Raw genomic sequence first — 26,634 nt, 5'->3', positions numbered from 1 at the left:
ACGTCCGATTCAATTTAGATGACCCACAAAACGAACATTTGTTCCATATATGAAAAGACGCTCCCGCAGGAGCGTCTTTTTTGATGCATGGATGTGTTGATTTATCCTTCCGTTGGACCAGTCTGGACATTGAATATACTCACTCATTAAATTCTGCATCCTGGATGCAGGCTGCTTCTCCAACAGGACTTAGTCAGCCAGCTTCTTCAATTCATGCAGATGATCGAAGATCATCTGGCAGACCTCAGAGACCCGCTCCCGATCCTTGTACGTTAACCAAGCCAATTCATCAATTTCCGAAGCCGGGCTTAGCTCTCCTTCATACTCCGCCGTGTAACAGGACATCGTTACTCGAACGCCCTCCGATTTGCCGTGAGCGCCAGCGCGGAAGCTGCCAGCATGCGCCGCGGTCTCCGGTTTGATACGAACGGATAGTTCCTCCTTGATTTCCCGCACCAGTGTGTCGATATCGGATTCCCCGGGTTCTCGCTTTCCTCCCGGCAAGTAGTACGTATCCTTTCCTTTGGAACGAGCGCCCAATATGCGTCCTTCCGCGATGTGGATCCAGGCGATTTTGTCAATCTCCGTTATCATATGGATTCCTCCCCTCATCAGATAAGCTTAACGCTAAGCCGTCTCTTGTTGTTCCCGTTTCCCGCCTAATTTAAATACCAGAATCCCGCCAACAATGACAAGTACACCGATCAGCTGATTCATGGTAAACGGAACCTTCTCTAACCCTAACCATCCCAAGGAGTCCCACAATAGTGCAAAACCGAGCTGCGAGGTCATGACAATCGAAATGGCGAAGGTGGCACCCAGCAGCCTTGTCGCCTGCACCAGGCAAATCACCACGCCGACCCCAATCAACCCGCTAATCCAGTACCAAGGCTCCATATTATGAAGGGAGAATGTCCCTTTGCCTTCTACAACAAGACTCATGCCAAACGAAGCGACGAAGCCCATGCCTAACACCAACGTCGTTGTAGACCAGGAGCCTGTTTTCTCATTCACTCTATTATTGAATATGTTCTGCAAACTAACCAATGATCCTGCAATTAGTGCCAATACCAATCCTGCTAACATGTTCCATCTCCTTACTTCATGTTTCATCCTCACCAAGCGTCATTCTTCGTAGATGTTGCCTCCCGCCACACTCGTCAACGCTTCCCGATCCTTAATCAGAATGAACCCCTTGCGGCGCTCGATCAGCCCTTCTTGACTGAACTTCAGAATCACCCGGTTTAAATGCCGGTAGCTGGTGCCGAGCAGATTCGCGATATCCGTCAGATTGTAAGCGGCCGGATCGTTTGCAGCGAACGTGCCTGACTCTTCGTCAGAAACGGATAATAGATAGCTGGCCAGTCGCACCTCGACAGGATGCAGCAAATTAAAACTCAAGAAATTGGATTTAATATAAAACTTCCGCGTAATGATCCGGAGCAAAAATTGCAGCAGCGGCGGATGCTCCTGTCCGTATTTGCGAAGCCAGCGATAATGCACGCCGATCATATAGACAGATGATACGGCCTGTACCGTATTGATCAACGGATTGCCTTGAATGTATTCAATATCTCCGATCACCTCAAGCGGTGTTTTGAAAGATAGAACAAGCGCCTTGCCTTCTGCAGAGGTCGTGAAGATTTTAATCTTCCCTTGAACCAGGATATACAGCATCTCGGCTGGCTCGCCTTGCGTGCAGACGATGTCGCCCTGATCGAAGTGATATAACACCAGATATGGCATTAAATCATCGTGAAATACGGACTGGATCTGGTTGCTCAGCAAAAAATGCTGCATGAGCTCCGCATTATGAATTTCCTTCACGTCTCTCTCTCCTTTCCCGACATTTCATCTAATGGATCACTTGCTTCCATATCATAATTTGATTATCACGACACCGGCGATCATCATCCCAATCCCAATGAATTGAGGCAAGCTCATCCTCTTCTTCACCACGCCGAACCATCCGTTGCTGTCAATCAGGAACGTCAAGAATAACTGGGCGATCAACAATGCGGATATCGTTAATGTGACGCCGATATTCTGAATCGCTGTCACCTCACTGAATATAATGGGTGCCCCCAAGGCTCCCCCGATTAGATAGAGCGGCTTCACTTGTCCCAATCCTTGTCTGCTTCCGTCCCGGACGAACAGCAAAATGACCAAAGCCATAATAAATCCGGTCAACTGCGTAACGGTCGCAGCTTGCCATGTGCCCATATCCTGGCTAATCCGGGCATTGGCCACCCCCTGCAGCGTAATACAGGCACCGCCAATGAATGCAAATAAGATTCCTCTCACGATACATACTCCTTCTTCTATAGGTCTGTATACTATTAAAAGTGAATTCCCCAAACTCAGGAAAGGACATATGTCCTGAAATGAAGGAAATTCCAAATATAGCGATGTCCAAAGACACGAATTTCATTATATACTATCGGTCGGCTTGGCATGTAACATACAAAAAAGCTGCCGGATTTTCCTTGGCAGCTTAACGGATTGCCACGATGCGGTGACTTATACATATTCAGGATGCCCATGCCTTTTGCAGCCGAACCAATAACAAGCGGTCAGCATGGAGGGACGATGATCCATGACGGGATATTCCCCTTCTGTGAAACGGGTAATGATCGTTTGGTAATTTTCAATATCGTCCAAGGCGAAGCGGATGCTTGCCTGGTTTTCCTCATCAAACTCATCTTCTTCCGGATCATGCTGAATATCGGCAATCCATGCCCTGTTTTCCTGTACCGCCTCAGCTGCGATCTCTTCTGCTCTTTGATTCTGTCCAGTACGAATCAGCGAATAGATAAACCGATTCACCCAACGAGGATCCTTCGCGTATTCGCGCCAGCCTTTCTCGTAAAAGGTAACGGCGGAATGGTATTGCCCCATCTCCAGATACAATTCCGCGATCTCGACATCTCCGATATAGTCGTCTGTCTCGCTCATCAATTTCTCGATCATCGCAAGCGCTTCGCCATATCGTTTCGTTTCAACTAAACAGGCCGCATATTCATATTTCGTATACTCGTTCTCGCCTGCGGCTGCAGATTGTCCAAAATACGTCACGGCCACTTCCACATTCCCAAGACGATAGGCTGCCACGGCTGCATTATGCAACGCTGCAGGGGCCGGATAAATTCGGAGCCCCCGTTCTAATGCTGCCAATGCTTCTTCCCATCTTTCTAGATTCAGGTATGCCTCTCCTAACAAATGATATGGAAAATAGGATCGGGGCTGAAGCTCGATGCACTCCTTCAACAGCTCAATCGCTAGATCTTCGGCCGCTTCCCAGCAGCCCTGGTCGTTCCTTAATCCCTCGTGAACATAGAAAAACGCCAAGTTATGAAGAGATTGAACATCTCTCGACTCCCTGACAGCCTGTTGAAACAGTAACAATGCACGTTCGTAATCATTCGATTCAATTGCCTCCAAGGCAAGTTGGTTTGTTGTCATGCTATTCCCCTTTATCTATTCGTCCATATGCTTAAGGTGCATTATAGCATCCGGGGCTTCTGATTTTAATCCCTTCACATGGTATAAAACCGTTTAAACCAAGATTGCATCTATGACTCTATGATCATTTTGTTTTATTATAGAAATAATAGATGTCACTTTATTGACGTAACACCGACTGGAAGGAGCTCCTCTAACATGATGCCAGACAAACAAGAACAAGGTCCCGATGGACAGGGTGGATTACAATTACAAGCGGATTGCGAACGCTGCTTTGGATTATGCTGCGTCGCTTTACCTTTCGCCGCTTCCACGGATTTTGCCATAGACAAAGACGGCGGAACCCCTTGTCACCATCTGCAATCCGATTTCCGCTGCGGTGTGCACAGCAGCTTGAGGCAGCGAGGTATGAGAGGCTGCACCGTATACGACTGCTTCGGAGCGGGACAAATGGTTTCACAGGTTACCTATAACGGACGCGACTGGCGGCAGGCTCCTGGGACGGCAAAAGAAATGTATGACGTATTCCCGATCATGCGACAGCTTCACGAGCTGTTATGGTATTTGAACGAAGCCCTGACTTTGCAGCCGGCTCAAGACATTCATACCGAGTTGAGATTGTCGCTGGAAGAGACGAGACGGATGACTCAGCTTCCTCCCGAATCCTTGTTAAGGCTGGATGTTGCAGCTCATCGGGCAGACGTGAATCAGCTGCTTCTTCGGACCAGTGAGCTTGTACGGGATGATGCGCGCAAGAAGCATAAGGGACCGCCCGTGCGTCAAAAGATCGGGGGCCGCGGTGCTGATCTGATGGGAGCTAAACTTAAAGGAGCAGACCTAAGAAACGCCAATCTGAGAGGAGCTTATCTTATTGCCGCGGACCTCAGAGGAGCCGATCTGCGGGCTGCCGATCTGATCGGTGCCGATTTCAGGGACGCAGACCTGAGGGGAGCCAATCTGGCGACCAGCCTCTTCCTTACTCAGTTCCAAGTTAACGCGGCAAAAGGAGACGCCATTACCAAATTGCCTCCATCCTTATCTCGACCGGACCATTGGACGCGTTAACGCTGAATATATCGGGTAGAACAGTTGAAGATTTACTACCAACACCAAAAAGCCGGCAGCTAACTTGCAGCCGGCTTTTTGGTAGGTGGCCGAATCACCTACACTTAACGCCTTTAAACTCTTCAGTTATGGAATTGTATTTTAACTTCACATAGGCTTCTTCCATGAATCCTTCAATGGAACGATACGGTTAAACACCAGTCTGCGTTCGGTCGTATATTTGGAATCCACGCAGAAATAGCCGTGTCTGATGAATTGGTACGTTCGGTTTGGGGTCGCCTCCTGCATCGAAGGCTCCAATATAGCATTTTCGATGCGAATCAACGATGCGGGATTCATTAGCTCCTCCCATACGTTGTTCGATTCAGATAACTCGGCCGATTCCTTCAGCAGCTTATCATACAAGTGAAGTTCGGCCGGGATCCCGTGCTTCGCAGACACCCAATGCAGCGTTGCTTTCACCTTCCGCTCATTAAATCCGCTCCCGCTCTTTGTTAATGGATCATACGTGCAGTGGATCTCCATGATGTCCCCCGTGGCTGGATCTTTCACGACATGTTCGCATTTGATGAAGTAGGCTCCTTTCAAACGCACTTCCTTGCCAGGAGATAACCGGTGAAATCCAGGAACGGGCTCCTCCATAAAGTCCTCTTGCTCGATGTACAGCTCCCGTGAAAAAGGAACCTCCCGTTCACCCAACGTATCATCATTTTCATGATTCGGTATGGCAAGCATCTCGGTGCAATCTTCTGAAAGATTCGTGATGATCACCTTCAGCGGCTTCATGACAGCCATTGCATTATAACACCGCTCCTTCAAATCTTGACGGATATAATGATCGAGCATGCCCGAGTCCACCAGGCTGTTGCCGCGAAACACCCCGAGTTCGCCCAGAAAACGCCGAATGCCGTCAGGTGTCACGCCTCGCCGCCGTAATCCTTTCAATGTTGGCAGTCTAGGGTCATCCCATCCGTCGACAAAGCTCCCCTCCACCAATTCCCTCAGGTATCGCTTGCTCGTAACGTATCCCGAGATATTCAATCTTCCGAATTCCCGCTGCTTCGGCGGCTCGATTACTTCCAGCTCCGTAAGTACCCACTCGTATAGCGGTCGATGATCTTTAAATTCGGCTGAGCATAGGGAATGAGTAATCCCTTCGATCCAGTCCTGGATCGGGTGGGCGAAATCATACATCGGATACACACACCACGTTGTTCCTGTCCGGTAATGCTCTGCATGAATGATACGATACAGGACGGGATCTCTCAGATTCATGTTGGGGGACGACATATCGATTTTGGCTCGAAGTACTTTTTCCGACGTATGGAATGCTCCTGCGATCATTTGCTCAAATAACGCCATATTCTCCTCAATGCTGCGCTCCCGAAACGGGCTGTTGATGCCGGCTTCGGTCAGTGTTCCACGGTATTCCGTCATTTGTTCGGGTGTGAGATCGCAGACATAAGCCTTCCCTTTGGCAATGAGTTTCCTGGCCGCTTCAGCGATTTGATCCGCATAATCCGAACCGAAATAAACGTTCGGCTTAAGTCCAAGCCACTCGATATCCTCCTGAATCGCGTGCACATATTTGATATCTTCCTTCAGTGGGTTCGTATCGTCGAACCGAAGATTGAATGTTCCATGAAACCGGCGGACGATGGAATGATTGATGTAAATCGCATAGGCGCTGCCGATGTGCAGATAGCCGTTAGGCTCCGGCGGAAATCGCGTAGCCACCGGCCTGTTATACACGCTGTTCTCTACATCCTCCTTGATCATCTTGGTCAAGAAATCCACCGTTTCTTCTCCTTTGTTCTTGTCGTCGCTCATACCTGACTCCTCCCTACGTTGTTTGATCTGTCTTATTTCCGTCAAAAACAAAAAAATCCCGTCTCCAAGACATAAGTCTTGGGGACGAGATTGGTTTCGCGGTGCCACCCCTATTCGCCGATATCTCACGATACCAGCCTTATCAGGTACGGCCATCACGCGATCGCTTATACCCTAGCTCTATAACAGGAGCTCCTGTCGCACCATCCCTTATCCATAAGTTCCGATGCGCCGCTCAGAGGCTTGGTTCAATGAATGGCTTCCAACTCCTTTTCAGCTTACCGGAGCTCTCTGTAGGGATTCCTGTTCATTTACTCTTCTCTTCATGGCGTTTACAATTTGATCCATAGTATCATCAAAAAAATAAAAAGTAAACCGTAAAACGTCAACTACAATGAAACTCCGATGCAATGAAAAATTTGTCCCGTTCGATTAGATGGGCAGCAGCTTCACCGTAGCCTGCTTGCCGCTGACTTGTATGCCCGTCTCCTTCTTGCCTACCTCAGCCAGATCTTGCACGAGTCGCTCCAGCAGTTTGCGGGCGGCTTCGCCCTCCTTGCCTTGAATGCGAATAACGGGCTGGACTGCTTTGCCCGCTGCCAGCAGCTTATGCATTTGCGACAGCTTGGTGTCATAATCATGCTCTTCGATATGTACGGACAAGCGGAATTCCTTTACTTTCATCGGACCGGCTGAAGCTTGCTGACCCTTCTTCTCTTTCACGGCCTCCTGCTTCGCCTGCCCCCGGCTTACGAGTTTGCATGGCGGGGGACTGCTGAATAGCGAGGTACACACCAAATCGGCTTTGTGACTTTTCGCCAGCGCAAGCGCCTCATCCCTGGAGACGACTCCCAGATCTTCGCCGTTTAAGCCGGTCAGCTCTACTTCGCGTGCTTTTATCTTTTCATTCATCATTAACATGGATAGATCCTCCTATTAAAAGTAGGTGTTCGTTCATTCATTGCTCTGCCTTTGCGTTCACATCATGGTGCATGAACCGAACAGAATGGGTTCGGTATTCCTGCTCTTCCGTGATTTCCAGACAGTTCAGCTGTTTACCGTACACGCACGCTCCATCAATACCGATTTTGTCCCCTTCTCCACAGAACCAAATGTGCTCCGAGTCATGCAGGTTGACCGCTGGCGTATGCCCGAACACCACGGTTTTGTCGATGCCTGTAGGATAATTGAAGAATGGTTCCCGTATCCAGATAAAATCATGGTGAGGCTGCAACTTCCAGTCATCAACACCCGGATTGATCCCTGCATGCACGAATATGTGAGTGTCTGTTTCATAGAAGAGAGCCAGCGTATCAAGAAAGGATAGATGATGCTCAAACTCCTTCTTAATATAGGCTTTCCCTTCGTTATATCTGGCACGATCCATTTCACCCTCAAAAAAATCGGCGCCGCAGTAGCTTTCAATCGTATGCCGAGCTCCATTGCGAATCCAGCGCGAGTTCGCTTCATCCGTATCAAGCAAAATGGCATCCAGCATCATCTGGTCATGATTTCCGCGAAGAGTGATGGCACCTTCATCCCGCAGTTTCATCACTTGCTCAATGACTTCCCTGCTTCTTAACCCGCGATCCACATAATCCCCAAGCAAGATCAGCTTATCTTTTGCGGGATTGTACTCCACTTCAGACAATAACCGATTGAATTCATCGTAGCAGCCATGAATGTCGCTAATCGCTAATATTCGAATCGTAGTCCCCTCCCTACCCTAATCATAATACCAATCTGTTCTCCAGCAGGTTCTTCAGGCTGATTATGAAAATCAACAAGCTCTTCAACCGATGTTACTCCTTGTCACTTTATAATTTTAGGACATCCAAATCCGAGCTGCTTTGTTATTTAGGTATAATAGCATATTCTCCTTTATTTCAACATCACTTCAACTCTGAGCAACGCCTTGTAAGAAACCGAGCACCCTTTCGCCAGGCGAACCTCCGCTTATAGCGAAAAATGCTCACGTATATAGTCCAAACGGTAAAGTGATGGAATGGTTAGAGGAGGTTCAATTCAATTCGCACACATGCAGAATCCAGCTAAAAAAACCATGTGTTCTGCCATAAGAAATGGTTGAACGCACGGTATTTCTATTTACAGCCTATTTTATAAAACTATATTTAGCCATCACATCTCCCCATGGAGCAATCCCGACTTCTTTAAACCCGATTTGGGAATATAGCCTTTTTGCATGCTCATTCTCGGATTTATAACAGAGCATAACATCGTCTGTTGTATCCGGCGAGTACCGAATCTCCTCGAGAACCAGACGAATCGCAGGTTTGGCATAATGCAGTCCCTGAAACTTGCCGTCGATCATAAACCGGTAGATCCAGTAGTTATCATCGTGCGGGTGCAGGCCATACATCACAAATCCGATCATCTCTTCATCATGGTAGATCGCACGCGTTTTGAATCCCTCCATGAATTGAGCTTCCGCTATCGAGTATAGATTGGGGGCAATCCACTTCTCCTGTTCAGGTCTAGGTTTAAGACGGATGCAATCCTCCCAATTGTCCTTATCTATGGCATGAAGTGTTATCAAATGCAAGACTCCTTCAATATATGGTGTATGCCTTTATCCTAATCCAATGCCGACCATTTTTCACGGTATTAAATATGTAAATTCAAATAAGACGCTGCACGTTACCAGATTTAGAGCAAGATAATGAACGATTATAAGTATTTATTACATATTCCGATCAGCTCTCAATGGATAAACTAGAAGTAACTTTTATTTCACACGGAGGCGATTTACATGCGGCAATTGAACCATAACTTCCAACGGAAAGGACAACTAACTATGAAACGAATGAGGGTTATGATATATGAAGAACATATTGAATATTGGAGTTTTGGCCCATGTTGATGCCGGTAAAACCACACTAACGGAGCAAATCCTGTTCAGATCCGGCATTATTGACCAAGCAGGCTCCGTTGACCAAGGCAATACCATCACGGATTCGCTGGAGATTGAGCGAAGACGGGGCATCACGATAAAATCCGCTGCAGTATCCTTCATGCTGGGCGATCTAAAAATCAATCTGATCGATACGCCGGGACATGCCGATTTCATCTCGGAGGTCGAGCATTCACTGAGTGTGCTGGATGGCGTCATTCTGGTGATTTCCGCGGTTGAGGGCGTACAGGCCCAGACGCGGGTGCTCATGCAAACGCTGAAAGAACAACGGATTCCCACCCTTCTATTCATGAACAAGATCGATCGAATGGGCGCGAATTACCATAATGTCTTTACCATGATACGGAATCTGCTGGATGAACATATTTGCGAGATGAGCTCTGTAACTCATGAGGGCAGCGCAACCGTTCGGGTAGACGTGGCCGATCCCCATAACGCCGGGTGGGTCGAAATGTTGGCTCTGTCCAATGACGATCTGCTGAACGACTATGTCCAGGATATTCCCATATCACGCGAGCGGCTGCAGGGAGAATTACGCAGGCAAACCCAGCAAGGTAAAGCTTACCCTCTATTTGCAGGATCAGCAGCCAAAGGGATCGGCATCGAGCCGCTGCTTCATGCGCTTAGCGAATATTTCCCTGTTAATAACGCCTCGGAGCTTCAGCATGAATCGTTATCCGGCCTGGTGTTCAAAGTAATCAAATTTCCGAACGGAGAACGGAACGTATACCTCCGGCTGTTCGCCGGCAGTATCCAGGCGCGAGACGAGATTACGGTGATAACGCAGAATGGCAACATCACCATGTTCAAGGTAAAACACCTACATGCTCTGCACCACGGCAAATCCATACCGGTGAATCAGATCGATGCCGGAGACATTGCGATTCTCATGACCGATGAACTCAAGGTGGGCGACGTCATCGGTGCTGTTTCCGACAGGATGAAGAGGGTCCACTTTCAGAAGCCGCCGATTCAAATCCAGGTCTCGGCCAAGAATCCCGCGGAGGAGCATCAGCTTCACACGGCCTTAAGCGATCTCACCGAAGAGGATCCATTCCTGCAATATATCCAGGATTCGAAAACCAAGGAAAACATCATCCACGTATTCGGTAAAGTCCAGCAGGAAATTCTGCTGGAAACGATCCAGCAGCAATACGGCATCGAAGCAGTATTTTCAGCTCCGCGGGTCATTTGTATCGAGAAGCCTGTTGCTACCGGAGAGGCTGTTGAATTTATTGGCGAGTGTCCATTTTATGCAACGGTTGGCTTACGGGTTGAGCCTGGCGAGAGAGGAACCGGAATTCAGTATCGTCTGGAAGTGGAACTGGGCTCTCTCCCCTTATCCTTTCAGAAAGCGATCAAAGATACGGTGATTGAGGTGCTGCAGGAAGGTTTGTATGGATGGACCGTGACCGATATTATCGTGACGCTGACGCATACCGGTTACGCAAGTCCGGTTTCGACGGCAAAGGATTTTCGCAGCCTGACCCCGCTCGTCCTCATGGCTGCGCTGGGCAAAGCCGGAACGGAAGTCTACGAGCCTATCAACGTCATCCAATTCATTCTGCCTGAAATCAGCCTAAGCAAAGTATTGTCCAAGTTGGCGGCACTGGAAGGGACCTATCAGGAACCAACATTCCACAACCATGCTGTCCACGTTCATGGTACCATCCCCGTACGGACGACCGACTTGCTGAAAGCCGAAGTCCATTCCCTGACAAGCGGTGAGGGGATGCTCTCCGTTAAACCAGGAGGCTACGTGAAGGTGCAAGCCACCATCCCTGTGAATAAACGGCGACAAGTCAACCCGCTGAACCGCGGTGAATATATGCTTTATTTGAACAAGATCATGTAAAGAACGTACGTGTCAATCCATAGCGGTGTCGAGAGATCATCTCGCCCGCTATTTTTTTGTTCGATCCGTTTTCCTTCTAAAGGATAGTCTCTGGCATTCAATTCCGAACTGGAGGTATATACCGGGGATAAGGGCTGTAAAGCCGTTATCATGTGGTTGTTTACAGTGAAAGCAATCAAAGACTACCGACTGCCATGACCTTTACGAAGCAGCTTGGGATATTGCGATGACGCATGTTTAACAACACCGCAATGGGCGCAAGCCGTAAGCTTAGGGTCCAGTCGTTCAAGAATCCTCCCGCTCCGAAGTGACTCTTCCATATCAGGCGTAAATTTCGCAATGGGTCTGCGGAGTTTGCCGGAGAATGCTGTGAACAGATCGCCTGCGAGAAGAATTTGGTCGTCAGGATGATAGAATACCACATGCCCCGGACTATGTCCCGGTGTATGATAAGGGATTAACCCGCCATACTTATGGTCCAAATCCAGGGATTTGATTGGATTAGAGGAGATTTCAGATATCCGGTCCGCTTCTAATGGGTGTACTACAATCGGAACCTGCAAGGTCCGAGTCAGGTTCGGCAGCATCCCCACATGGTCCCCATGACTGTGCGTAAGCAGCACCCGTACTAAGGGCTTATTCTTGAAGCGGACGTTTAACGCTTGATACAACGAATTCCACATGGACGGTATCCCTGCGTCAACCAGCGTTAATCCGTCCCGATCTTCAACGATCCATACCATGACAGGCAATGGCCAATATACATATCCGCCCCACACGTGACGAGTCAGCTGCTTCCATCGCATTCCAACCATCTCCTTACAAAAGTTATAATATGCGCTAGCACTTTTATATACCAATTGGTATATAATGATCAAAAAAATTATCTCAATACACCCAAAGTAACTTCTATACTGTGTTTCAAAACAACCGGGGCGGGTTCTATTTTTACGACCACGAAAAGTCCAACCAATGCCAGCATTAGAAAGTGTGCCGTGGAATGAACGTCGATGGTCTGCGCAATGTCTCCCGCTTCCTTTCCTTCGGTCAACACGTTTGCCAGAAACTGTGATACCTTATCCTGATACTCACGGCCTTTTAACGCGATTTGCTCATCATGTGCGGCAAGCTCCGTCATTGTGTTTACGAACAAGCAACCGCGCTTTATTCCACGGTCATCGACCGATTCAACAATATCTCGAAATAATGCCTCAATCCCCTTGTACCCCGATCCATTAGCAGCAAGAATAGACTCGAGTTTCCGAAGAAACTGGTCCATATAAATGTCCAATACCTTCATAAATAACGCACGTTTATCTCCAAAAGCCATGTATAGGCTCGGCCGGCTAATCTCCATCCTGGTCGTTAAATCTGTAATGGAGGTCGCTTCGTAACCCTTTTCCCAAAATAACTCCAACGCATTGTTCAATGCTTTATGCATATCGAATTCCCGCGGACGTGCCAACCACTCTCACCCCAGTTATGTACCATTTAGTATATAACTGATCTTACTCTCCTTGGATATTAATGTCAATCGTCATCTAATACTATCATCCATCCAGTATTCAGTTTCATATGCCAAGACCATAGCCTCGAACTATCTTTCTTAGTCCAGTGCAACTCTTTTTGCCCCTTGTCACTTATTAAGTGATAGGAAAAAACGTTGCTCTAGACCCACCCCTACTCGGCTTGGTAATATAGTCAGGTACTATTTTTTGGGGCGTGTGGAAGGAGTCGGCTAGATTTGGAACAACAACGTTATCATGATTTAAAATTGGGTGAAAAAGGTGCCATCATCAGTATCATTGCGTATATCTGTTTATCTGCAATCAAATTATTGATAGGTTACACCGCGAACTCCGAGGCTTTGAGGGCGGACGGATTAAATAATGCTACAGATATCGTGGCGTCCATTGCTGTATTGATCGGACTGCGTTTATCACAAAAACCTGCGGATCGGGATCATCCATACGGCCACTGGAAAGCGGAAACGGTAGCCTCCTTGATCGCCTCTTTTATTATGATGGCCGTCGGGATCCAAGTCCTGTTCGGGGCCGTTTCTTCCATGTTTGAAGGCAACCATGAATCGCCTGATCTTCTATCCGCGTGGACCGGTATTGGCTGCGCCATTGTGATGTTCTTGGTCTACCGCTACAACAAGCGCCTAGCCAGCAAAGTAAACAGTCAAGCCGTTATGGCAGCGGCCAAAGACAATCTCTCGGATGCCTGGGTCAGCATCGGCACGGTCGTGGGGATCATCGGCGCCCAATTTCATGTGCCGTGGCTCGATCCGCTGACCGCTGTATTGGTAGGCTTCCTGATATGTAAAACCGCTTGGGATATATTCCGGGATGCCTCTCATCATTTAACCGACGGCTTCGATGAGAACATTGTCAAAAGCTACAAAGAAACCGTAAAGCAAGTGGTTGGCGTTAAGGGAGTCAAGGACATTCGGGCAAGGAATTATGGCAGCAACACGGTTGTCGACATCGTCATCCTGGTCAGGTCGAATCTGGATATCCGGGTCGCCCATGATATTTCAGACCAGGTGGAACATGAATTAAAAGAAACACACGGCGTTTATGACGTACATGTTCATATAGAACCAAGTTAAGCCTCCAGAATTACCAAGTGTTATAAGCAACGAAGAAGGTCCGGCCACATTCTAATTGGCCGGACCTTTCACTTTATTCCTCTCACTTCTTGCTCTGCTATATGTTCTGGCAAATCACATAGCTGACAACCTAAAGCGCTGCATCATTTATCAATAACTTTTAACGAAACATAGGCCCCAGCGTGAATATTGTTATACGACCTGCTCTTCTTACACTCAATAATGCTCTTTAAATCTCTTAATCCACCAATCTTTCTTCAATAAATACTCAGCTTTAATGGGCATTATTATGAATTGGTTATTCACTTCAATTGGTTCTTTCAGTCCTGTATATACTAAATCGACATGTAACTTAAATGGTTTTATTTCTCTTCCGGCTTGATTTTCGAATTCTTGCACAAAAGCTATAAGATCTGGTTTAGCTTCCCAATAATTCATCGCAGTTTGACCGCCTGCAGGCATGCTCCACCAATTAATAAATGACGGCCACATATTTATCAGCATATCCTTTAGGCCTTCTTCTCTAATCATTGAAAAATCAGGGGGATCTAAAACTAAATATCTCTGGTTACTCATTTTCAGAAGCCCTTTTTTATAAATGCTTTGATTCCACAACTTTTTCCATTGCTCTTGAAGTTTTTGATTACTTCGCCCAACACTTGAAAATTGACTAGAGGGCCAGGTACTTTCTTCGAATTCTTCTGTTAATAGTCCATGTACACTAGCTACAAACATTAGAAAATTCAAGTCATATTCTCCTGACATACAAATAGACCAAGAATTATACATTGCAATTAAGTCCTTTCAATCAGCATTTAGAGCATGTAGGTAACGTTTTATATCAGATTTCATTCATTATTATCATTTTGGTCAGTTTGTATTAACCGATTTCAACTAACGTTTTCGTATTCACGAACCCGAGAGGCTCATAGCGCCAGCGACTGGGTTCGACGGACCACCCCCCAGCGAAGATACTATGTTATAGGATGTCAACAGCTTCGACGTGACACATAAATCGTCAGCTATTTGAAGTATTGTCTTACATTAGTTAAGGTCTGTTATCTAACGGTCTCCTAGATATTTTTCTACAGATTCAAGTAAAAAAAGACCACTCTCTTTAATAAATTGGGTTAGTAAGTGGATATGTCCGGAGCCATAAATCACAAGAATTCTATCTTGATGAGATGAAATTCGTGAAATATTAGAATAGATAATTAAATTTCGACGATACCAGTAATTACAGAGCCAATCAATTCCTATATTGTTTTTACCATCCCCAACTCGAGCAACAGTCATATACGTTTCATGGTCCCCTTGTATTGCACTAGGAGTATTACCTGTCATCAGAAGTTCCCTTACTGTTTTTTCTTTCATTGACTTTTGAAGAGCCTCTGCTTTTTCCTGGTTATTAGAATTTAACCGTTGATAGAGCTCAGGCATGTTTGATTGTGCATATTCATAAACATGTCCTAGTGCAACCCCTCCATACCATTCATTCCAATCGATAGGGTAAATTCTATCATGACCAAGATCAGCCGCAGTACGGAAACCTAATTGATGAATTTCATTTGCCCCGAGAGTAAATTCACCTGACAAATATGAGAGATACTGATTATTATATGCCTCATGTTCATCAGCGAGAGCTTCAACTGCGATTTTCGTTGGATTAAATCGTTTAAGTCTATCGACAACCTCATAAATCTCCTTTTGTCTATTTAGTGCCAAGACGTCATCAGACTTAACATTGTGCATATCTAGTCCAGGATTGCCCATATGATATGTGCCAAGTAACAAAATGGTGCATTTGTTAGCAGAATCCATAAAGAACCTCCATTATTTTAGACTTTATTAATTTTTGCCCCAAATAACTTCCCTCCATCGTAATAAAGTTCAACATCAACACAATGATGATGACTATGATATAAGTGTTTCCCTTTGTCATTTTTATTCCCTTTCATATGGCTCTGCTGAATATGCTTCATCGATCTCTCATGCAGACCAATAGACTCCACCCCCGGAGCGAAGATACAATGTTAGAGGATGTATTGCCTTTATTCAAATTTATTATTTAATTTGTCTATTAGGTTAGTTACTTCCCTTGGTGTTTTAAGTATTATTATATTTTTTTCTTTTTCATATTTTTCCAACTTTTCAAGTATTCCTGGTCTTTTATGTTTTCTAAAATTCCATACCCACTTCATGAATTCCCAATCTAATTGCTCAGGACATCCCTCATTCAGATCAGGTCTTGTTCTTCCATGGTATTTAATTCTTCGTTTAATAACTCTATACGTAGTTATACGCATCTAAATGATACAATGGTAACCCTAAGACTTCAGAGAGTTTACTTGAGAATGGAGATTTCCCTGATCCTCCAGATCCAATTATCATGATTCTTTTCATTTTGTTCTCCTGGTTATTAAAATAATTTCCACTAACGCTCTTGTAACAGCGAACCTTCACCAACTTAATTCCGGGGGGCTGCTGATACGGTTAGTCGGCGAATGGTGGTCTTCTGCTTTTATGAAATTCATCGGCAGCAATGGGCGTATGTCCGAAGAGTAGATACGAGGTTACCGGCTGGCAGGCAAGACTCCCTTAATTACTTTCAGGATATCTATATCCATCTGAATATTCTTCCACTAGTTACTTTTATCCTGTTCCTATTTGCCCATTGCTTTAATTCTTCAATATTAATTTCCTCGTTATTCTTAAATCTAAAATGAAAATCCATTGAAACTAATTTTCTTCCATTTAACTTGATACCGATACTCTGTACAAAATAACCTTCTATTATAATCTTTTCGATTTGTTGAATTGGTACTTCAGCTTGATTAAGCCTAATTGTATTTTCTGTAATTTCTAACTCTTTATTTTTTCTTAATATCCTCTTCAATAGCATTACTACTCGGATTAGGTTACCTAATAATAATATAACCACACAAATAACAGATAATAAATCATCTATTCGAAGCACTTGTATTAGTATTGAAGTAATTAAAATAGAAATTATCACTTGGACATACTCTGATCTAGGATACTTAATTTCATACTTCTTATACATATTCTGGTTTATTTCCTTTCTCACTGGTTTCAGTTAATATTCTCGTGTTCACGATGCGTCAATATATTGTTATCTGATGCCCTCGCTCCCTTATTGCTTTGATAACGATGGTTACTGGAAACATCTTCGCTCTTTTTACGAAAATATTATTTCATCTGCATTTTGTTATTTCATGCTCGGTTTCCTCAATCATTTGTTCAATAACAAACCCTGCTTTCGCCAAGCCCCATGATATTGCAAGGATAGACCGTTCCCACAGCCTATTTCTAACATCTTTTTCCTGAAACATCGCCAAAAAATTTGCATTTTACTTCATTTCCTGTTGTATCCCAATAATAAATCGATCCTCTCGTCCGTCCATTCCAACAAGCCGATCTCAAAGGGAGGAGGCTTGGCCTCGTTGATTCACTTCTCTAGCATGCTCTTAAACATGTATGAACAAGCATAAATCCATGATTGAAATATCAGATGTGGTGCCAATAGAAAGTATAATGTGAATGCTGTTGAAAGCCTAATGACTTATAAAAAGAACTATCAGAAATAACATATGCTTTTTCAGCACCTAAGGAGCGGCCTCTCTTCAAGGCTTCTAAAACCACTGCTTTTCCAAGTCCCATTTGCCGATACTCCGGAATTGTACATACAGGTTCAACATAGACATAATCCGTATTCTGCCTATACCATAAGCCGCAGTATGCAACATATTCCCCATCTGCATTTTCTGCAACAATATGTAGGAATGAATTTAAATTTCTTGCTGACAACATTACTTTTTGCTTACTCATAGTAGCTTCATCAACAGGTACAGATCCTTCGTTGTCAAATGCCCTCCATAGCAAATGATGAAGCTTATATAAATCATTTTTTATATCAATATTTTTTACTATTATCCCTTCAGGAGTTGTAAAATCAAGGCTAACATTCTCTAATTTAAGTTCAAGTATGTTTTCAGTCAGATCATTCTCCACAAACTTCTTACTGGGCAATAAATTTAGAGTGTGAGTATCCTTGTCATTCACCGCAATCCCAAGGCCATTTTCATTACTGAAAGTAGCAATGGCATATTCCAATATATCTTTTTCTAATTCTCCAAACCCTTGTTTAGTTGCAAAAAATGCTTCACCGAAATAGTGGTCATAGGTTGCTATACCTACTAACTTCTCATTACAATACCACAAGCCAATCTTATCCATTAAGTCTCTATTAAATTCAGGATGAAAAAACATCCACTCCCACCTGGCCCAATTCCAATTTATATGATTACGGTCATATTCTGATAATTCAATCAAAAAATCGCAAACATTATCATAACAAGAATCATCGAATCTTCTAAAAATAATATTCATTTTAAGCCCCCCAGAAATATAATTAATTTTTATGTCATTAACCTTAAGTAAACTATATCCCTTACCTCCAATCGTTTGGTGGTAAAGATCAATTATAACTAAAGGGGTTCACTCCGTTTGATAGAGTAGAAACAATTATGATGTCTTGCTGCTATTTCTTGTAACGTTCATGTATTCACGACGCGACCCGGCTTTAGATAGTCTTATCTTAGGGAACCGGTCGTCTACCTTGATCTACTTCCATGATACTCCTCGAGAGACCGAGTGACGATAGCCACGAAGCTAGATCACGTTGTTATCCGATGAGCCCGACTCCTGCGAGTCGCTATCAATAATACTCATTTACGATTGTTTATCATTCTTTTTGAATAATGATGTAATAATAATTTCTGCACATTCTTCTGGTGTATTCAAACTCGTGTCCACTGAGCAGCTATAACGAATGTTTTGTGTCATTATATTATTTTGCTCATCTGATTGTTCTTCTCTTCTATCACCACGTACTATATTTCGCTTACGACAAAGATCTAGAGGACAGTACACCTCGACTATCTCCAAAGGGTACCCATTAAAAATCTCTTTGACTTTATCATAATGCGGCTTTAACTCGGGCCTTTCAACAAGTATCCCATCGATTATTACATGCTTTCCACTATCCGAAAATAATTTTGCTGTATGATACATTATAATTATTACTTCACTTAAATACTTCCAGTAGTCTATCTGTAGATGTTTATCACCAATCGTATTTTCAAAAAGATCATTGGCAACTACATAAAAAAATGGTTTCGAGTAAGATTGCATAGCTTCTACTATTGAAGTTTTACCTGAACTTGTAACGCCATTCAAAAATATAATTCTCCCTTTATCCAAATTTCTCAACTTCCTTCGCATGGGTTTAATGTACATATACTCTTTATATTGTCATCAGCCTTATATATTTTTTCTTCGGTCTGTCGTATAACGTTCTCGCATCTACGACGCGACGCGACCCGACCTTAGATAGTCCTATCTTAGGCCGGGTCGTGTGTTGTCAGAATATTTCCCCTCGTAAAATCGTCCAACAACCAAGGGGCGAAAGCCCCTCAGCGTAGATGCATTATTAAGTGATGTTACTGCCTATCTTGTGATTCCTACAATACATACTTTGTTATTCAATCTTCTATTTTTCTCAATTCATAATTCATGATAATATCAGTATGTTCATTTTGGCTTTGCTCACCTACATGAAAAAGAAATAGACCGCCCTCGCTAAGGTAACGGTCTGTTTCTCGACCAGACTCCTGTGGCCGACTGCTCTTTATGCAGTTATTGTGCTTTGGAGTCGTGTTCCAGCACGGCCCCTTACTTATTTTTACCTCAGTATAACTCAATTTATAACACTTTTATAGGTTTTGTTTGTTTATTTTTATTTATATAAGATCTGTAATGCTGTCTGCTATAATTTCAGTTAACGTTCTTGTATCTACCGAACCCGAGAGACTTAAGACGCGAATGTGCCGGGTCCGACGATCTTAGCCTCGCAGGGTAGTGAGCTGATTCAGCTTCACTGTCCCCTCATCTTGCGACCCAAGGGACAAGGCCCGCAGCGTGGATACGATGTTAAGTAACAAAAAAGGGCCTCACACAAGTTGCATAAACTTATGTGAAGCCTCTCTTCTACTTCATGTTTCCTACGACTTTCACTCTCAGTCTCGTCGCATTTCCCGGATGATAAGCCAGCGGGGTTTCTTCCACTTCCACGAGCTCCACCGTAGCCGGATCAGCGCCAGCCAGCACCGCCTGCTTCACGGCTTTTTCTTGCGCATCTTTTAATGAATCCTCACGGGGCTCAGTAGAATAGATATAAATTTGTTCATATTGTCCACTGATTTGAGCAATACATGCGCCAATGGCGTTGGCTACGCCCCCGTTCTCAGGCTTAATCATATGGGATACCCCGCGAATCGTGTCCGGTATAACGACACTGCCACCGCCTACCAATACAAGCTCAACGTCTCCCGACGATGTCTTCATTTTATCAATGGCCTGCTCAATGATGGTTGCAATTTCAGCTTGCACCTTTTTAGCGAAGTCCTCATCCAGATGCGCTACCAAGCTCTTATCCCCGACATCCGCGAGACCCAGCCTAACGGCAATGTCTGTTGTAGTCAACGTTTGTCCGCCAAAGACCAGCGCTTCCTGTCCAATCTTGTATCCTACGCTGTCAGGTCCCACCGTAATTTTGCCGTTGTCCGAGCGCACGATGCTTCCGCCGCCCAGTCCAATGGAGATAATATCCGGCATGCGGAAATTCGTGCGGATATCTCCAACCTCGACTGCAACCGAGGATTCTCTTGGGAACCCGTCCTGCAAAACCCCGATGTCCGATGTAGTCCCTCCCACGTCGAGAACCATCGTATCTTTAATCTTCGCCAAATAAGAGGCACCGCGTATGCTGTTCGTTGGCCCGCATGCAATGGTTAGGATCGGAAATTGTTTAGCGTAATCGATCGACATTAAAGTACCGTCATTCTGGCATAAAAACACCGCTGCGTCTGTAATGCCTTCTTCTTCTAACGCTTGCACAAATCCTTGGGTTGTCGTTTCAATAACCTTGCACAATGCTGCATTGAGTATGGTCGCATTTTCCCTCTCAATTAATCCTACCGAACCGATCAGGGAGGAGCAGGAAACAGGGAATTCCGGTCCATATACTTGATGGATGAGATCGCGAACCTGAAGCTCCTGATCATTTTTAATGGATGAAAACACACCAATAACCGCGATGGACTCGACACGGCTCCCCCATTCCTCTAAAAGAGCTCTAATTTCAGCTTCATCGACTTCTCCAAGCACTTGTCCGTCATATTCATATCCGCCATGAACGAGAGCATATTTACCCGACAGCGACTGAACCATGTCCTCTGGCCAGGACGTGTACGGCGCAACGGAAGCGGTTGCCGGGTAACCCAGACGAATGACGCCGACTTGGGCCAGCTTTTTGCGTTCAACAATGGCATTCGTGCACTGGGTTGTACCTAACATGGCATGCGTGATTTGGGTTTTATCCATATTCGATTCCTGCAGCAAATTCCGAAGCGAGGTTTCAATACCCGTTTTAATATCTAGACTTGTTGGTGATTTCACCGCATGAACCAGATGATAATTCTCATCCAAAATGATGGCGTCTGTGTTGGTGCCGCCTACATCGATCCCGATTCTATACATTCTCAGCCACCGCCTTTTTCACCATTTCCTCAATAGGAACATAATCGTAATCATATCCGAAGTATCTTGGTCCTGCCGTCTGGATTCCCTTTTCCGTTCTCCACTTATCATGAGCGGGCAGCCCAATAACCCGTACGCGTTTTCCGTATTTCAGGCTCTCCGTAGTTACAGGCGACAAGGTTTCGTAATCAACCAGACAGATCAAATCAGGGGTCATCGCTACCACTTGACCGTTCTTTTCAGCAATCAGGTTTTCATTTTGAAAATGAACCTTCATCTCTCCGCCTTTAAACGCCTCGATTCCTTCAAGATGCATCTGGCCGAGGTTAAATCCGCCCTTGGTTTCCCGGATAACGTCCACAATTTTACCTTGGAAAAGTTCATAGCCGGACACAAGTCTCAGCAGTTCTTGAAGCTTATCGCCTGCGTCCCGATTCTTCGATGTAATGATGGCTCCGATCTGTTCGGACAGGGTCACGATATGATGAACGCCGCTCTGCTTGATTTGAGCACCCGTTGCCGGGTACAGGCTTACTAAAGCACTGGCACCCATTTCAACCGTGGCCGCTCTGGCGAGCCGTTCCGTCCACTTATTATCAATGGTCTCAAAGATGCCGATGTATAACCCTCGTTATGATAAGCAACCAAGTAAGTTCCTTTGCCAACTATGAATTTTTTGCACACTCGGCCAGGTTCACAAGATGCTTCCGTTAAAATTCGACTCGTACCAATATTCATCCCCTGTTAAGGTTTTCTTATAACGCACCCGCATTCATGACGCGCCCCGGCCTTAGATAAGTGCTATCTAAGGCCGGGGCGTGTAACGTCTGTATATTCTTCTATGCTTGAACTTTTGACAACCAAGGGGCGAATGCCCCGCTGCGTAGATGTAATGTTATGTGAGGTGGGACCAAGGCAACACGCCTGACGCCTGCGCGAATACGCAGTTAGATGAAATGATGTCCTCTTTAAGATGCTCTCACTTCATAAACTTTAAATTTTCAACTATTTTGTACTGGTCTTTCAAATATAATCTCGTAATGAGTTGGCTTTCCATATCCATTATAATTAGTGGGAAGTACTTGAACTAACCGCCACCCCTCTCTTGCATATTCAATAATTGTCTGTTGATGTGTTGCATCTGAGAAAAATCCACCCAATGAAGTGTCAACAAAGGTATATTCGTACATATTATCTCCCTCCGTTCTCAGTTTGTTTAGTACTGTGGTTTGTAGATACGATCAATGTCTGTATCACTAATATGTCAATTCAAGGCCTTCAATCTCTTCTTTTTTTCATTTATTATGTAACTCTTGCTAGATTCTAAATCTAAACAAAGGATTGGTTTGTGCAAAATATCCATTAATTTCAATAATAAATTGTTCATGACCCTTCTGTTTTTCATGGTTTTAATCTCATTAATTTTATCTAACGTTTCCGTATTCACGACGTCCAACGAAGGCGGATGTGTCTGCTGAAATTTCTCTCCGAAATCCATCCAGCAGACCAAGGCTCCGCAAGGAGTCGCTTCTTGAATATTATGTTATGAGATGTCATTGACCAGTTGGAGCTAACCCCAAAACATTCCGTTATGCCCTTCGTCCACGATCTTTAACTGTATTTCAAAATTTTCATTCGGTTCTATATCATCTATGAAATGCCATTTCCCTTTACTGTCTTGCCAATATATATTCCATTCATTCTCATCTAATCTGAACTGAGCTACTGGCTGCTGCACCCATTGCTCGCTTTTGTATCCTTGTCTTTCTTCAATCAATGTCACATGATTACCTCTGATCTTGTAAGTGATTCTAATCTGGCTTTTCACATGTTCTGGTACTGCATTTTGGGTGTATTGGTCCATGATTTTCATAATCCGCTTCTTCGTAAAATCATCCATGGATTCTATCTCTCCTGCCCTAATCGGTTTTGCTTTGATTATATCATGATGATGTCTCATAACGTTCTTGTATTCACGAACCCGAGAGGCTTAAGGCGTGTAGCGCCGTGGTATCATGGTATGACTTATTTTGGTTCGAGCGCACCGTACCTCGGTAAATTGTAGCTCATGCTCCATGAGATTCTTTTGCACATGTGATGGTCTTCGATGGTTAACTTTTTACCTCTTTAACTCTAAATAATTCATATTATAATCCTCGCCTAAGAAATTCATCACTCCAGAAAATCCATTTAATTCCCATTCTCCATTTTTGTTTGGAGTAAATATGTATTCTCTTTTCCAATCCTTTAACTTCTCATCATCACCAACATATTCTTCCTTAATGCTTAAACTAGTTTGATTAAAAAACTCATTCTCGAAGTAACTCTTATAGATGACCGCATTTGTTATAGTTATTCCTTTATGAAAGACAGTTGGGTATAATGTGTTCTGTTGTACATACATATCTGACTCGGGATCGGAATCCATATTATGGATAAATAATATAGATAGAATATCCTTAGCATGGACTCCAAACTCTTCGGTAAAGGATTTCTCTAATTCCTTATACTCCAGTTTTGACACCTTTTCTCTCAATGCTAAATCAATGATCATTTTTTCCTTCTTCTCAACCATTTCAATTGCAGTGTTTATGTTGAAATCAATGGTTTCTTCTTTTATCGGCTTTAATTGTTCTGATGATTGACAAGCCGATAAAAACAAAATAACCAGAATAAATGAAAATAGGTAGAATCTCCTCATATTCAGCTACTCTCCCCTACAATAACACCCTTCTTTTAATGTATATAAATTATAGTTTTTACTAAGTTTGGCCGTAATCGCGTAATTCTTAATTTATAAGTTCTCCGTAATCAGTATTCACGACATCCGACGAATGTCGGATGTGTCCGCAGCCTAAACTTCCCTGCCAATAACTTCTGCGGACCGAGGGCGAATGATCGATGCGTGAATATGCTGTTATATGACGCACTCTACTTCTTTGAGATACTTTCACAGAGCTATTCTTTTTTATTTTTACCTATTAACTTATATTTCAATAGAGTCTTTTTTTAAAAAAACCGTCACTTACTTATTTGTTACGAGTTGTTCCGCCAAACCGATTAGAAGTCCTTCGGTTCCACGAATGTAGCAGAGCCGATACGAATCCTCGTATTGAACCATTTCGCCAACGAGTTGCGCACCATGCTTAGTAGTGAGTCTGGATACCATCTCATCAATGTTTTGAACTGTGAACATGACGCGTAAATAACCAAGGGAGTTTACAGGAGCCGTCCGGTGATCGGATATCGTAGGTGGGGTGAGAAATCGCGAAAGCTCAAGCCGGCTGTGGCCATCTGGGGTAACCATCATAGCAATCTCTACACACTGAGAACCTAGTCCGGTTACGCGACCAGCCCATTCCCCTTCGACAGTGGTTCGCCCTTCGAGGTTTAAGCCGATCTCCTCGAAGAAAGAAATTGCGTCATCAAGGGATTCTACAACGATGCCGACATTGTCCATTCTTAGTAATTTATTTTTTTCCATAGTTTTATTTCTCCTTGTGTACAAATTTCTTACCTGATTATTTTCAAGGTTATTTCATTAAAGAGTCACTATTTCCTTCTAAAGTAACACTTTCTCATAATTCATGAGAACAATGAAAAATCATGGTATAGGAAAATGTGAGATTGGGTTTTCGGGTATGTCATATAACGTTAATTACGACATCCCACCACCTTAAGCCTGAAGTGCGGCCGCGACGCGGTTAGGTGGTGGGATGTGTCCGGCTGATTATCTTTGTATACGTGAAATGCTCTCGTCGAATCTACAGCAGACTCCTGCCGGACCGAGGGCGAATGCCCGAAGCGTGAGTATGGTGTTATAGTTGTCAAAGCCTTCTCGAGTCACTAACAAGATCACTCTTTACTGAATCTTTGCAAATATAAGTGTAGATCTTAATCTACTTCCATCGGCTGATAAATCATCATTTCTAAGGGTTCCTTCCAACTGAAAACCTAAGCGTTCCGGGATTGCCTTGCTCTTTAAGTTTAAAGAGTCACATCGAATTTCAACTCTTCTCGCCTTCAAATTAGAGAAAGCAAAGTCCGTAATCCCTTGCACAGCTTCCGTCATAAAACCACTTCCACTGAATCTCGAATCAATCCAATATCCGATTTCGAATTTAGGAACATTCCAATCTATCCTATGCAAACCAGAAGATCCAATAAAATGGTTTGTTTCTTTATGGAAAATCAAAAGTCTAAGATCTTCTCTAGATAAAAATTTCGCATGCGCATCTCTAATATTGGCTTCAAACATTTGTTCCGTTTGCTCATTCTGAGCAAACGGCATCCATTCCTTCAGCTCGTTTATTGATACCTTAATGCTTTCATACACAATCTTTCCATCACCTGGGAGTGGCATTCTTACTAACAACCTGTCAGTTGTAAAACTTGTCGGAAAGTCTAGCAGAATTGGATTCATGTTTGTTCTCTCCGTTCTATAATTTATCTTTATTCGATTGTGCGTTGATTTCCTATAACGTCATTGTATTCAGTGAATCCTCACCGACTAAGGCTCTGGAGGAGCCGGCCGGAATGCGGTTAGTCGGTCAGAGTTGTCCGCCTGATTCAGCTTCCATGAAATGCCTCGGGCGGACCAAGGGACGACGTCAGTCGGCCCGCTACGTGAATACTTTATTATAGGAGGTTAGGCCTTCTTCGAGTTACCCCAAATATTTTTTTCACTCTTTGTTATTATTTCGTAAGCAATTTCAAGGATTGTCTTATCTCGTATAATCATGAATTTTGTTGAGTACTCATTACAATGTATAAGTGACTCACTCATTACTTCTAATGCCTCATCTAATGTCATCCATTTAACCGTCATACCGAGTTGTTTTTCACTTTCACTTAGGTTTAAACTGCATATCCTTTTCCTTACATTTGCTATCCAACAATAAGATATCTGCAAAAAGTTATTTTTTGCTTTATGTTCTTCAATATACCCCAGTTCATAAGTTGCTTCTGCCTCATATCCAGTCTCTTCTTTAATCTCCCTTAAGAAAGACTGCTCTTTTGTTTCTTTTTCTTCGATTCCTCCTCCTGGCAATTTGTATAAATCAAGTTTTGACATGTACATCATGGCTACATTCAACGCTCCATCAATTAACACACCTCTTGAAGCAAATCGTGACACTGGCTCTATCAATTTAATAGGGCCTCCGAGAATCTCATGATCAGTAATTTTTCTAATCAACTGCATTTAAGCTTCAATTCCTTTATCGAGTTTTTTATAATGGCTGGCTATTGCCGTAA

General features: G+C 44.0%; 27 protein-coding genes, 1 pseudogene and 1 other annotated feature. Of the genes and pseudogenes, 3 read left to right on the top strand and 25 right to left on the bottom strand.

The annotated features are described in order from the left end of the window. Positions 1–189: 189 nt before the first annotated feature. The 5 genes from M4D81_RS18525 to M4D81_RS18505 all read right to left on the bottom strand — a co-directional run bounded on the left by M4D81_RS18525 (position 190) and on the right by M4D81_RS18505 (position 3,462). A complete protein-coding gene (locus M4D81_RS18525; protein ID WP_260067565.1) occupies positions 190–594 on the bottom strand; it encodes an NUDIX hydrolase in 405 nt (134 codons plus the stop codon). A 33-nt stretch (positions 595–627) separates the two neighbouring features. Continuing rightward, the gene (locus M4D81_RS18520) at positions 628–1,086 is read right to left on the bottom strand and encodes a DMT family transporter (RefSeq protein ID WP_071224238.1); all 459 of its coding nucleotides are present in this window, start codon (positions 1,084–1,086) and stop codon (positions 628–630) included. A 39-nt stretch (positions 1,087–1,125) separates the two neighbouring features. Next, the gene (locus M4D81_RS18515) at positions 1,126–1,827 is read right to left on the bottom strand and encodes a Crp/Fnr family transcriptional regulator (protein WP_071224240.1); all 702 of its coding nucleotides are present in this window, start codon (positions 1,825–1,827) and stop codon (positions 1,126–1,128) included. 51 nt (positions 1,828–1,878) lie between these two features. Then, on the bottom strand, positions 1,879–2,304 hold the full coding sequence (locus tag M4D81_RS18510; protein WP_260067564.1) for a DMT family transporter: 426 nt from the start codon (positions 2,302–2,304) through the stop codon (positions 1,879–1,881). Between the two features lie 216 nt (positions 2,305–2,520). After that, positions 2,521–3,462: a tetratricopeptide repeat protein gene (locus M4D81_RS18505; RefSeq protein WP_260067563.1), complete on the bottom strand. Its 942-nt coding sequence runs from the start codon at positions 3,460–3,462 to the stop codon at positions 2,521–2,523. Positions 3,463–3,663: 201 nt separating this feature from the next. Here M4D81_RS18505 and M4D81_RS18500 point away from each other — a divergent pair, with 201 nt between their 5' ends. Next, positions 3,664–4,527 carry a pentapeptide repeat-containing protein gene (locus M4D81_RS18500; RefSeq protein WP_260067617.1) on the top strand — a complete coding sequence of 288 codons (864 nt, stop codon included), beginning with the start codon at positions 3,664–3,666 and terminating at the stop codon, positions 4,525–4,527. 147 nt (positions 4,528–4,674) lie between these two features. Here the strand turns inward: M4D81_RS18500 and M4D81_RS18495 are convergent, their stop codons facing one another. The 4 genes from M4D81_RS18495 to M4D81_RS18480 all read right to left on the bottom strand — a co-directional run bounded on the left by M4D81_RS18495 (position 4,675) and on the right by M4D81_RS18480 (position 8,914). Continuing rightward, positions 4,675–6,357 (bottom strand): glutamine--tRNA ligase/YqeY domain fusion protein, encoded by a 1,683-nt coding sequence (locus M4D81_RS18495; protein ID WP_260067562.1) that lies wholly within the window; start codon positions 6,355–6,357, stop codon positions 4,675–4,677. Between the two features lie 77 nt (positions 6,358–6,434). Then, positions 6,435–6,693, bottom strand: a binding site (T-box leader). A gap of 96 nt (positions 6,694–6,789) precedes the next feature. After that, positions 6,790–7,278 carry a translation initiation factor IF-3 gene (gene infC, locus M4D81_RS18490; RefSeq protein WP_071224248.1) on the bottom strand — a complete coding sequence of 163 codons (489 nt, stop codon included), beginning with the start codon at positions 7,276–7,278 and terminating at the stop codon, positions 6,790–6,792. Positions 7,279–7,315: 37 nt separating this feature from the next. After that, complete coding sequence (locus M4D81_RS18485; RefSeq protein ID WP_311200681.1) at positions 7,316–8,059, bottom strand: metallophosphoesterase family protein; 744 nt, start codon at positions 8,057–8,059, stop codon at positions 7,316–7,318. Between the two features lie 411 nt (positions 8,060–8,470). Beyond that, positions 8,471–8,914 (bottom strand): GNAT family N-acetyltransferase, encoded by a 444-nt coding sequence (locus M4D81_RS18480; RefSeq protein ID WP_260067561.1) that lies wholly within the window; start codon positions 8,912–8,914, stop codon positions 8,471–8,473. Between the two features lie 283 nt (positions 8,915–9,197). Between M4D81_RS18480 and M4D81_RS18475 the strand changes: the two genes are divergently transcribed. Continuing rightward, on the top strand, positions 9,198–11,144 hold the full coding sequence (locus M4D81_RS18475) for an elongation factor G (RefSeq protein ID WP_260067560.1): 1,947 nt from the start codon (positions 9,198–9,200) through the stop codon (positions 11,142–11,144). Between the two features lie 182 nt (positions 11,145–11,326). Here the strand turns inward: M4D81_RS18475 and M4D81_RS18470 are convergent, their stop codons facing one another. Further along, positions 11,327–11,950, bottom strand: a complete 624-nt coding sequence (locus M4D81_RS18470; RefSeq protein WP_260067559.1) for an MBL fold metallo-hydrolase — start codon at positions 11,948–11,950, stop codon at positions 11,327–11,329. A gap of 77 nt (positions 11,951–12,027) precedes the next feature. Further along, positions 12,028–12,609, bottom strand: a complete 582-nt coding sequence (locus M4D81_RS18465; protein ID WP_260067558.1) for a TetR/AcrR family transcriptional regulator — start codon at positions 12,607–12,609, stop codon at positions 12,028–12,030. 279 nt (positions 12,610–12,888) lie between these two features. Between M4D81_RS18465 and M4D81_RS18460 the strand changes: the two genes are divergently transcribed. Beyond that, positions 12,889–13,758, top strand: coding sequence for a cation diffusion facilitator family transporter (locus M4D81_RS18460; RefSeq protein ID WP_260067557.1), 870 nt, complete (start codon positions 12,889–12,891; stop codon positions 13,756–13,758). A gap of 216 nt (positions 13,759–13,974) precedes the next feature. Here M4D81_RS18460 and M4D81_RS18455 read toward each other — a convergent pair whose 3' ends face one another. From M4D81_RS18455 to M4D81_RS18390, 14 genes and pseudogenes are all read right to left on the bottom strand, one after another. After that, on the bottom strand, positions 13,975–14,505 hold the full coding sequence (locus M4D81_RS18455) for a hypothetical protein (protein WP_260067556.1): 531 nt from the start codon (positions 14,503–14,505) through the stop codon (positions 13,975–13,977). Between the two features lie 315 nt (positions 14,506–14,820). Next, on the bottom strand, positions 14,821–15,579 hold the full coding sequence (locus M4D81_RS18450) for a DUF5694 domain-containing protein (RefSeq protein WP_260067555.1): 759 nt from the start codon (positions 15,577–15,579) through the stop codon (positions 14,821–14,823). Positions 15,580–15,809: 230 nt separating this feature from the next. Continuing rightward, positions 15,810–15,959, bottom strand: a complete 150-nt coding sequence (locus M4D81_RS34835; RefSeq protein ID WP_397376705.1) for a P-loop NTPase family protein — start codon at positions 15,957–15,959, stop codon at positions 15,810–15,812. Positions 15,960–16,375: 416 nt separating this feature from the next. Beyond that, positions 16,376–16,822, bottom strand: coding sequence for a hypothetical protein (locus M4D81_RS18440; RefSeq protein WP_071224268.1), 447 nt, complete (start codon positions 16,820–16,822; stop codon positions 16,376–16,378). Positions 16,823–17,286: 464 nt separating this feature from the next. Beyond that, entirely contained in the window at positions 17,287–18,168 is an 882-nt protein-coding gene (locus M4D81_RS18435) for a GNAT family N-acetyltransferase (RefSeq protein WP_260067554.1), read from the bottom strand. Between the two features lie 342 nt (positions 18,169–18,510). Next, positions 18,511–19,041: a chloramphenicol phosphotransferase CPT family protein gene (locus tag M4D81_RS18430; protein WP_260067553.1), complete on the bottom strand. Its 531-nt coding sequence runs from the start codon at positions 19,039–19,041 to the stop codon at positions 18,511–18,513. A gap of 786 nt (positions 19,042–19,827) precedes the next feature. Further along, entirely contained in the window at positions 19,828–21,378 is a 1,551-nt protein-coding gene (locus M4D81_RS18425) for a hydantoinase/oxoprolinase family protein (protein WP_260067552.1), read from the bottom strand. Further along, positions 21,371–21,997, bottom strand: a pseudogene (locus M4D81_RS18420) (DUF917 domain-containing protein); the annotation flags it as partial. The pseudogene M4D81_RS18420 and the gene M4D81_RS18425, both read right to left, overlap by 8 nt. Positions 21,998–22,379: 382 nt before the next feature. Beyond that, the gene (locus M4D81_RS18415; RefSeq protein ID WP_074961996.1) at positions 22,380–22,568 is read right to left on the bottom strand and encodes a DUF4177 domain-containing protein; all 189 of its coding nucleotides are present in this window, start codon (positions 22,566–22,568) and stop codon (positions 22,380–22,382) included. 380 nt (positions 22,569–22,948) lie between these two features. Then, positions 22,949–23,278, bottom strand: a complete 330-nt coding sequence (locus M4D81_RS18410; RefSeq protein WP_260067551.1) for a DUF3024 domain-containing protein — start codon at positions 23,276–23,278, stop codon at positions 22,949–22,951. A 219-nt stretch (positions 23,279–23,497) separates the two neighbouring features. After that, entirely contained in the window at positions 23,498–24,079 is a 582-nt protein-coding gene (locus M4D81_RS18405) for a hypothetical protein (protein ID WP_260067550.1), read from the bottom strand. A gap of 324 nt (positions 24,080–24,403) precedes the next feature. Then, complete coding sequence (locus M4D81_RS18400; RefSeq protein WP_260067549.1) at positions 24,404–24,862, bottom strand: VOC family protein; 459 nt, start codon at positions 24,860–24,862, stop codon at positions 24,404–24,406. Between the two features lie 378 nt (positions 24,863–25,240). After that, positions 25,241–25,801, bottom strand: a complete 561-nt coding sequence (locus M4D81_RS18395) for a GNAT family N-acetyltransferase (protein ID WP_260067548.1) — start codon at positions 25,799–25,801, stop codon at positions 25,241–25,243. A gap of 225 nt (positions 25,802–26,026) precedes the next feature. Beyond that, on the bottom strand, positions 26,027–26,581 hold the full coding sequence (locus M4D81_RS18390; protein WP_260067547.1) for an NUDIX hydrolase: 555 nt from the start codon (positions 26,579–26,581) through the stop codon (positions 26,027–26,029). Between the last annotated feature and the right edge of the window lie 53 nt (positions 26,582–26,634).

It is taken from the genome of Paenibacillus sp. p3-SID867 (assembly GCF_025142895.1).
GTDB lineage: Bacteria > Bacillota > Bacilli > Paenibacillales > Paenibacillaceae > Paenibacillus_AQ.
This window is presented reverse-complemented; position numbering and strand designations above follow the sequence as displayed.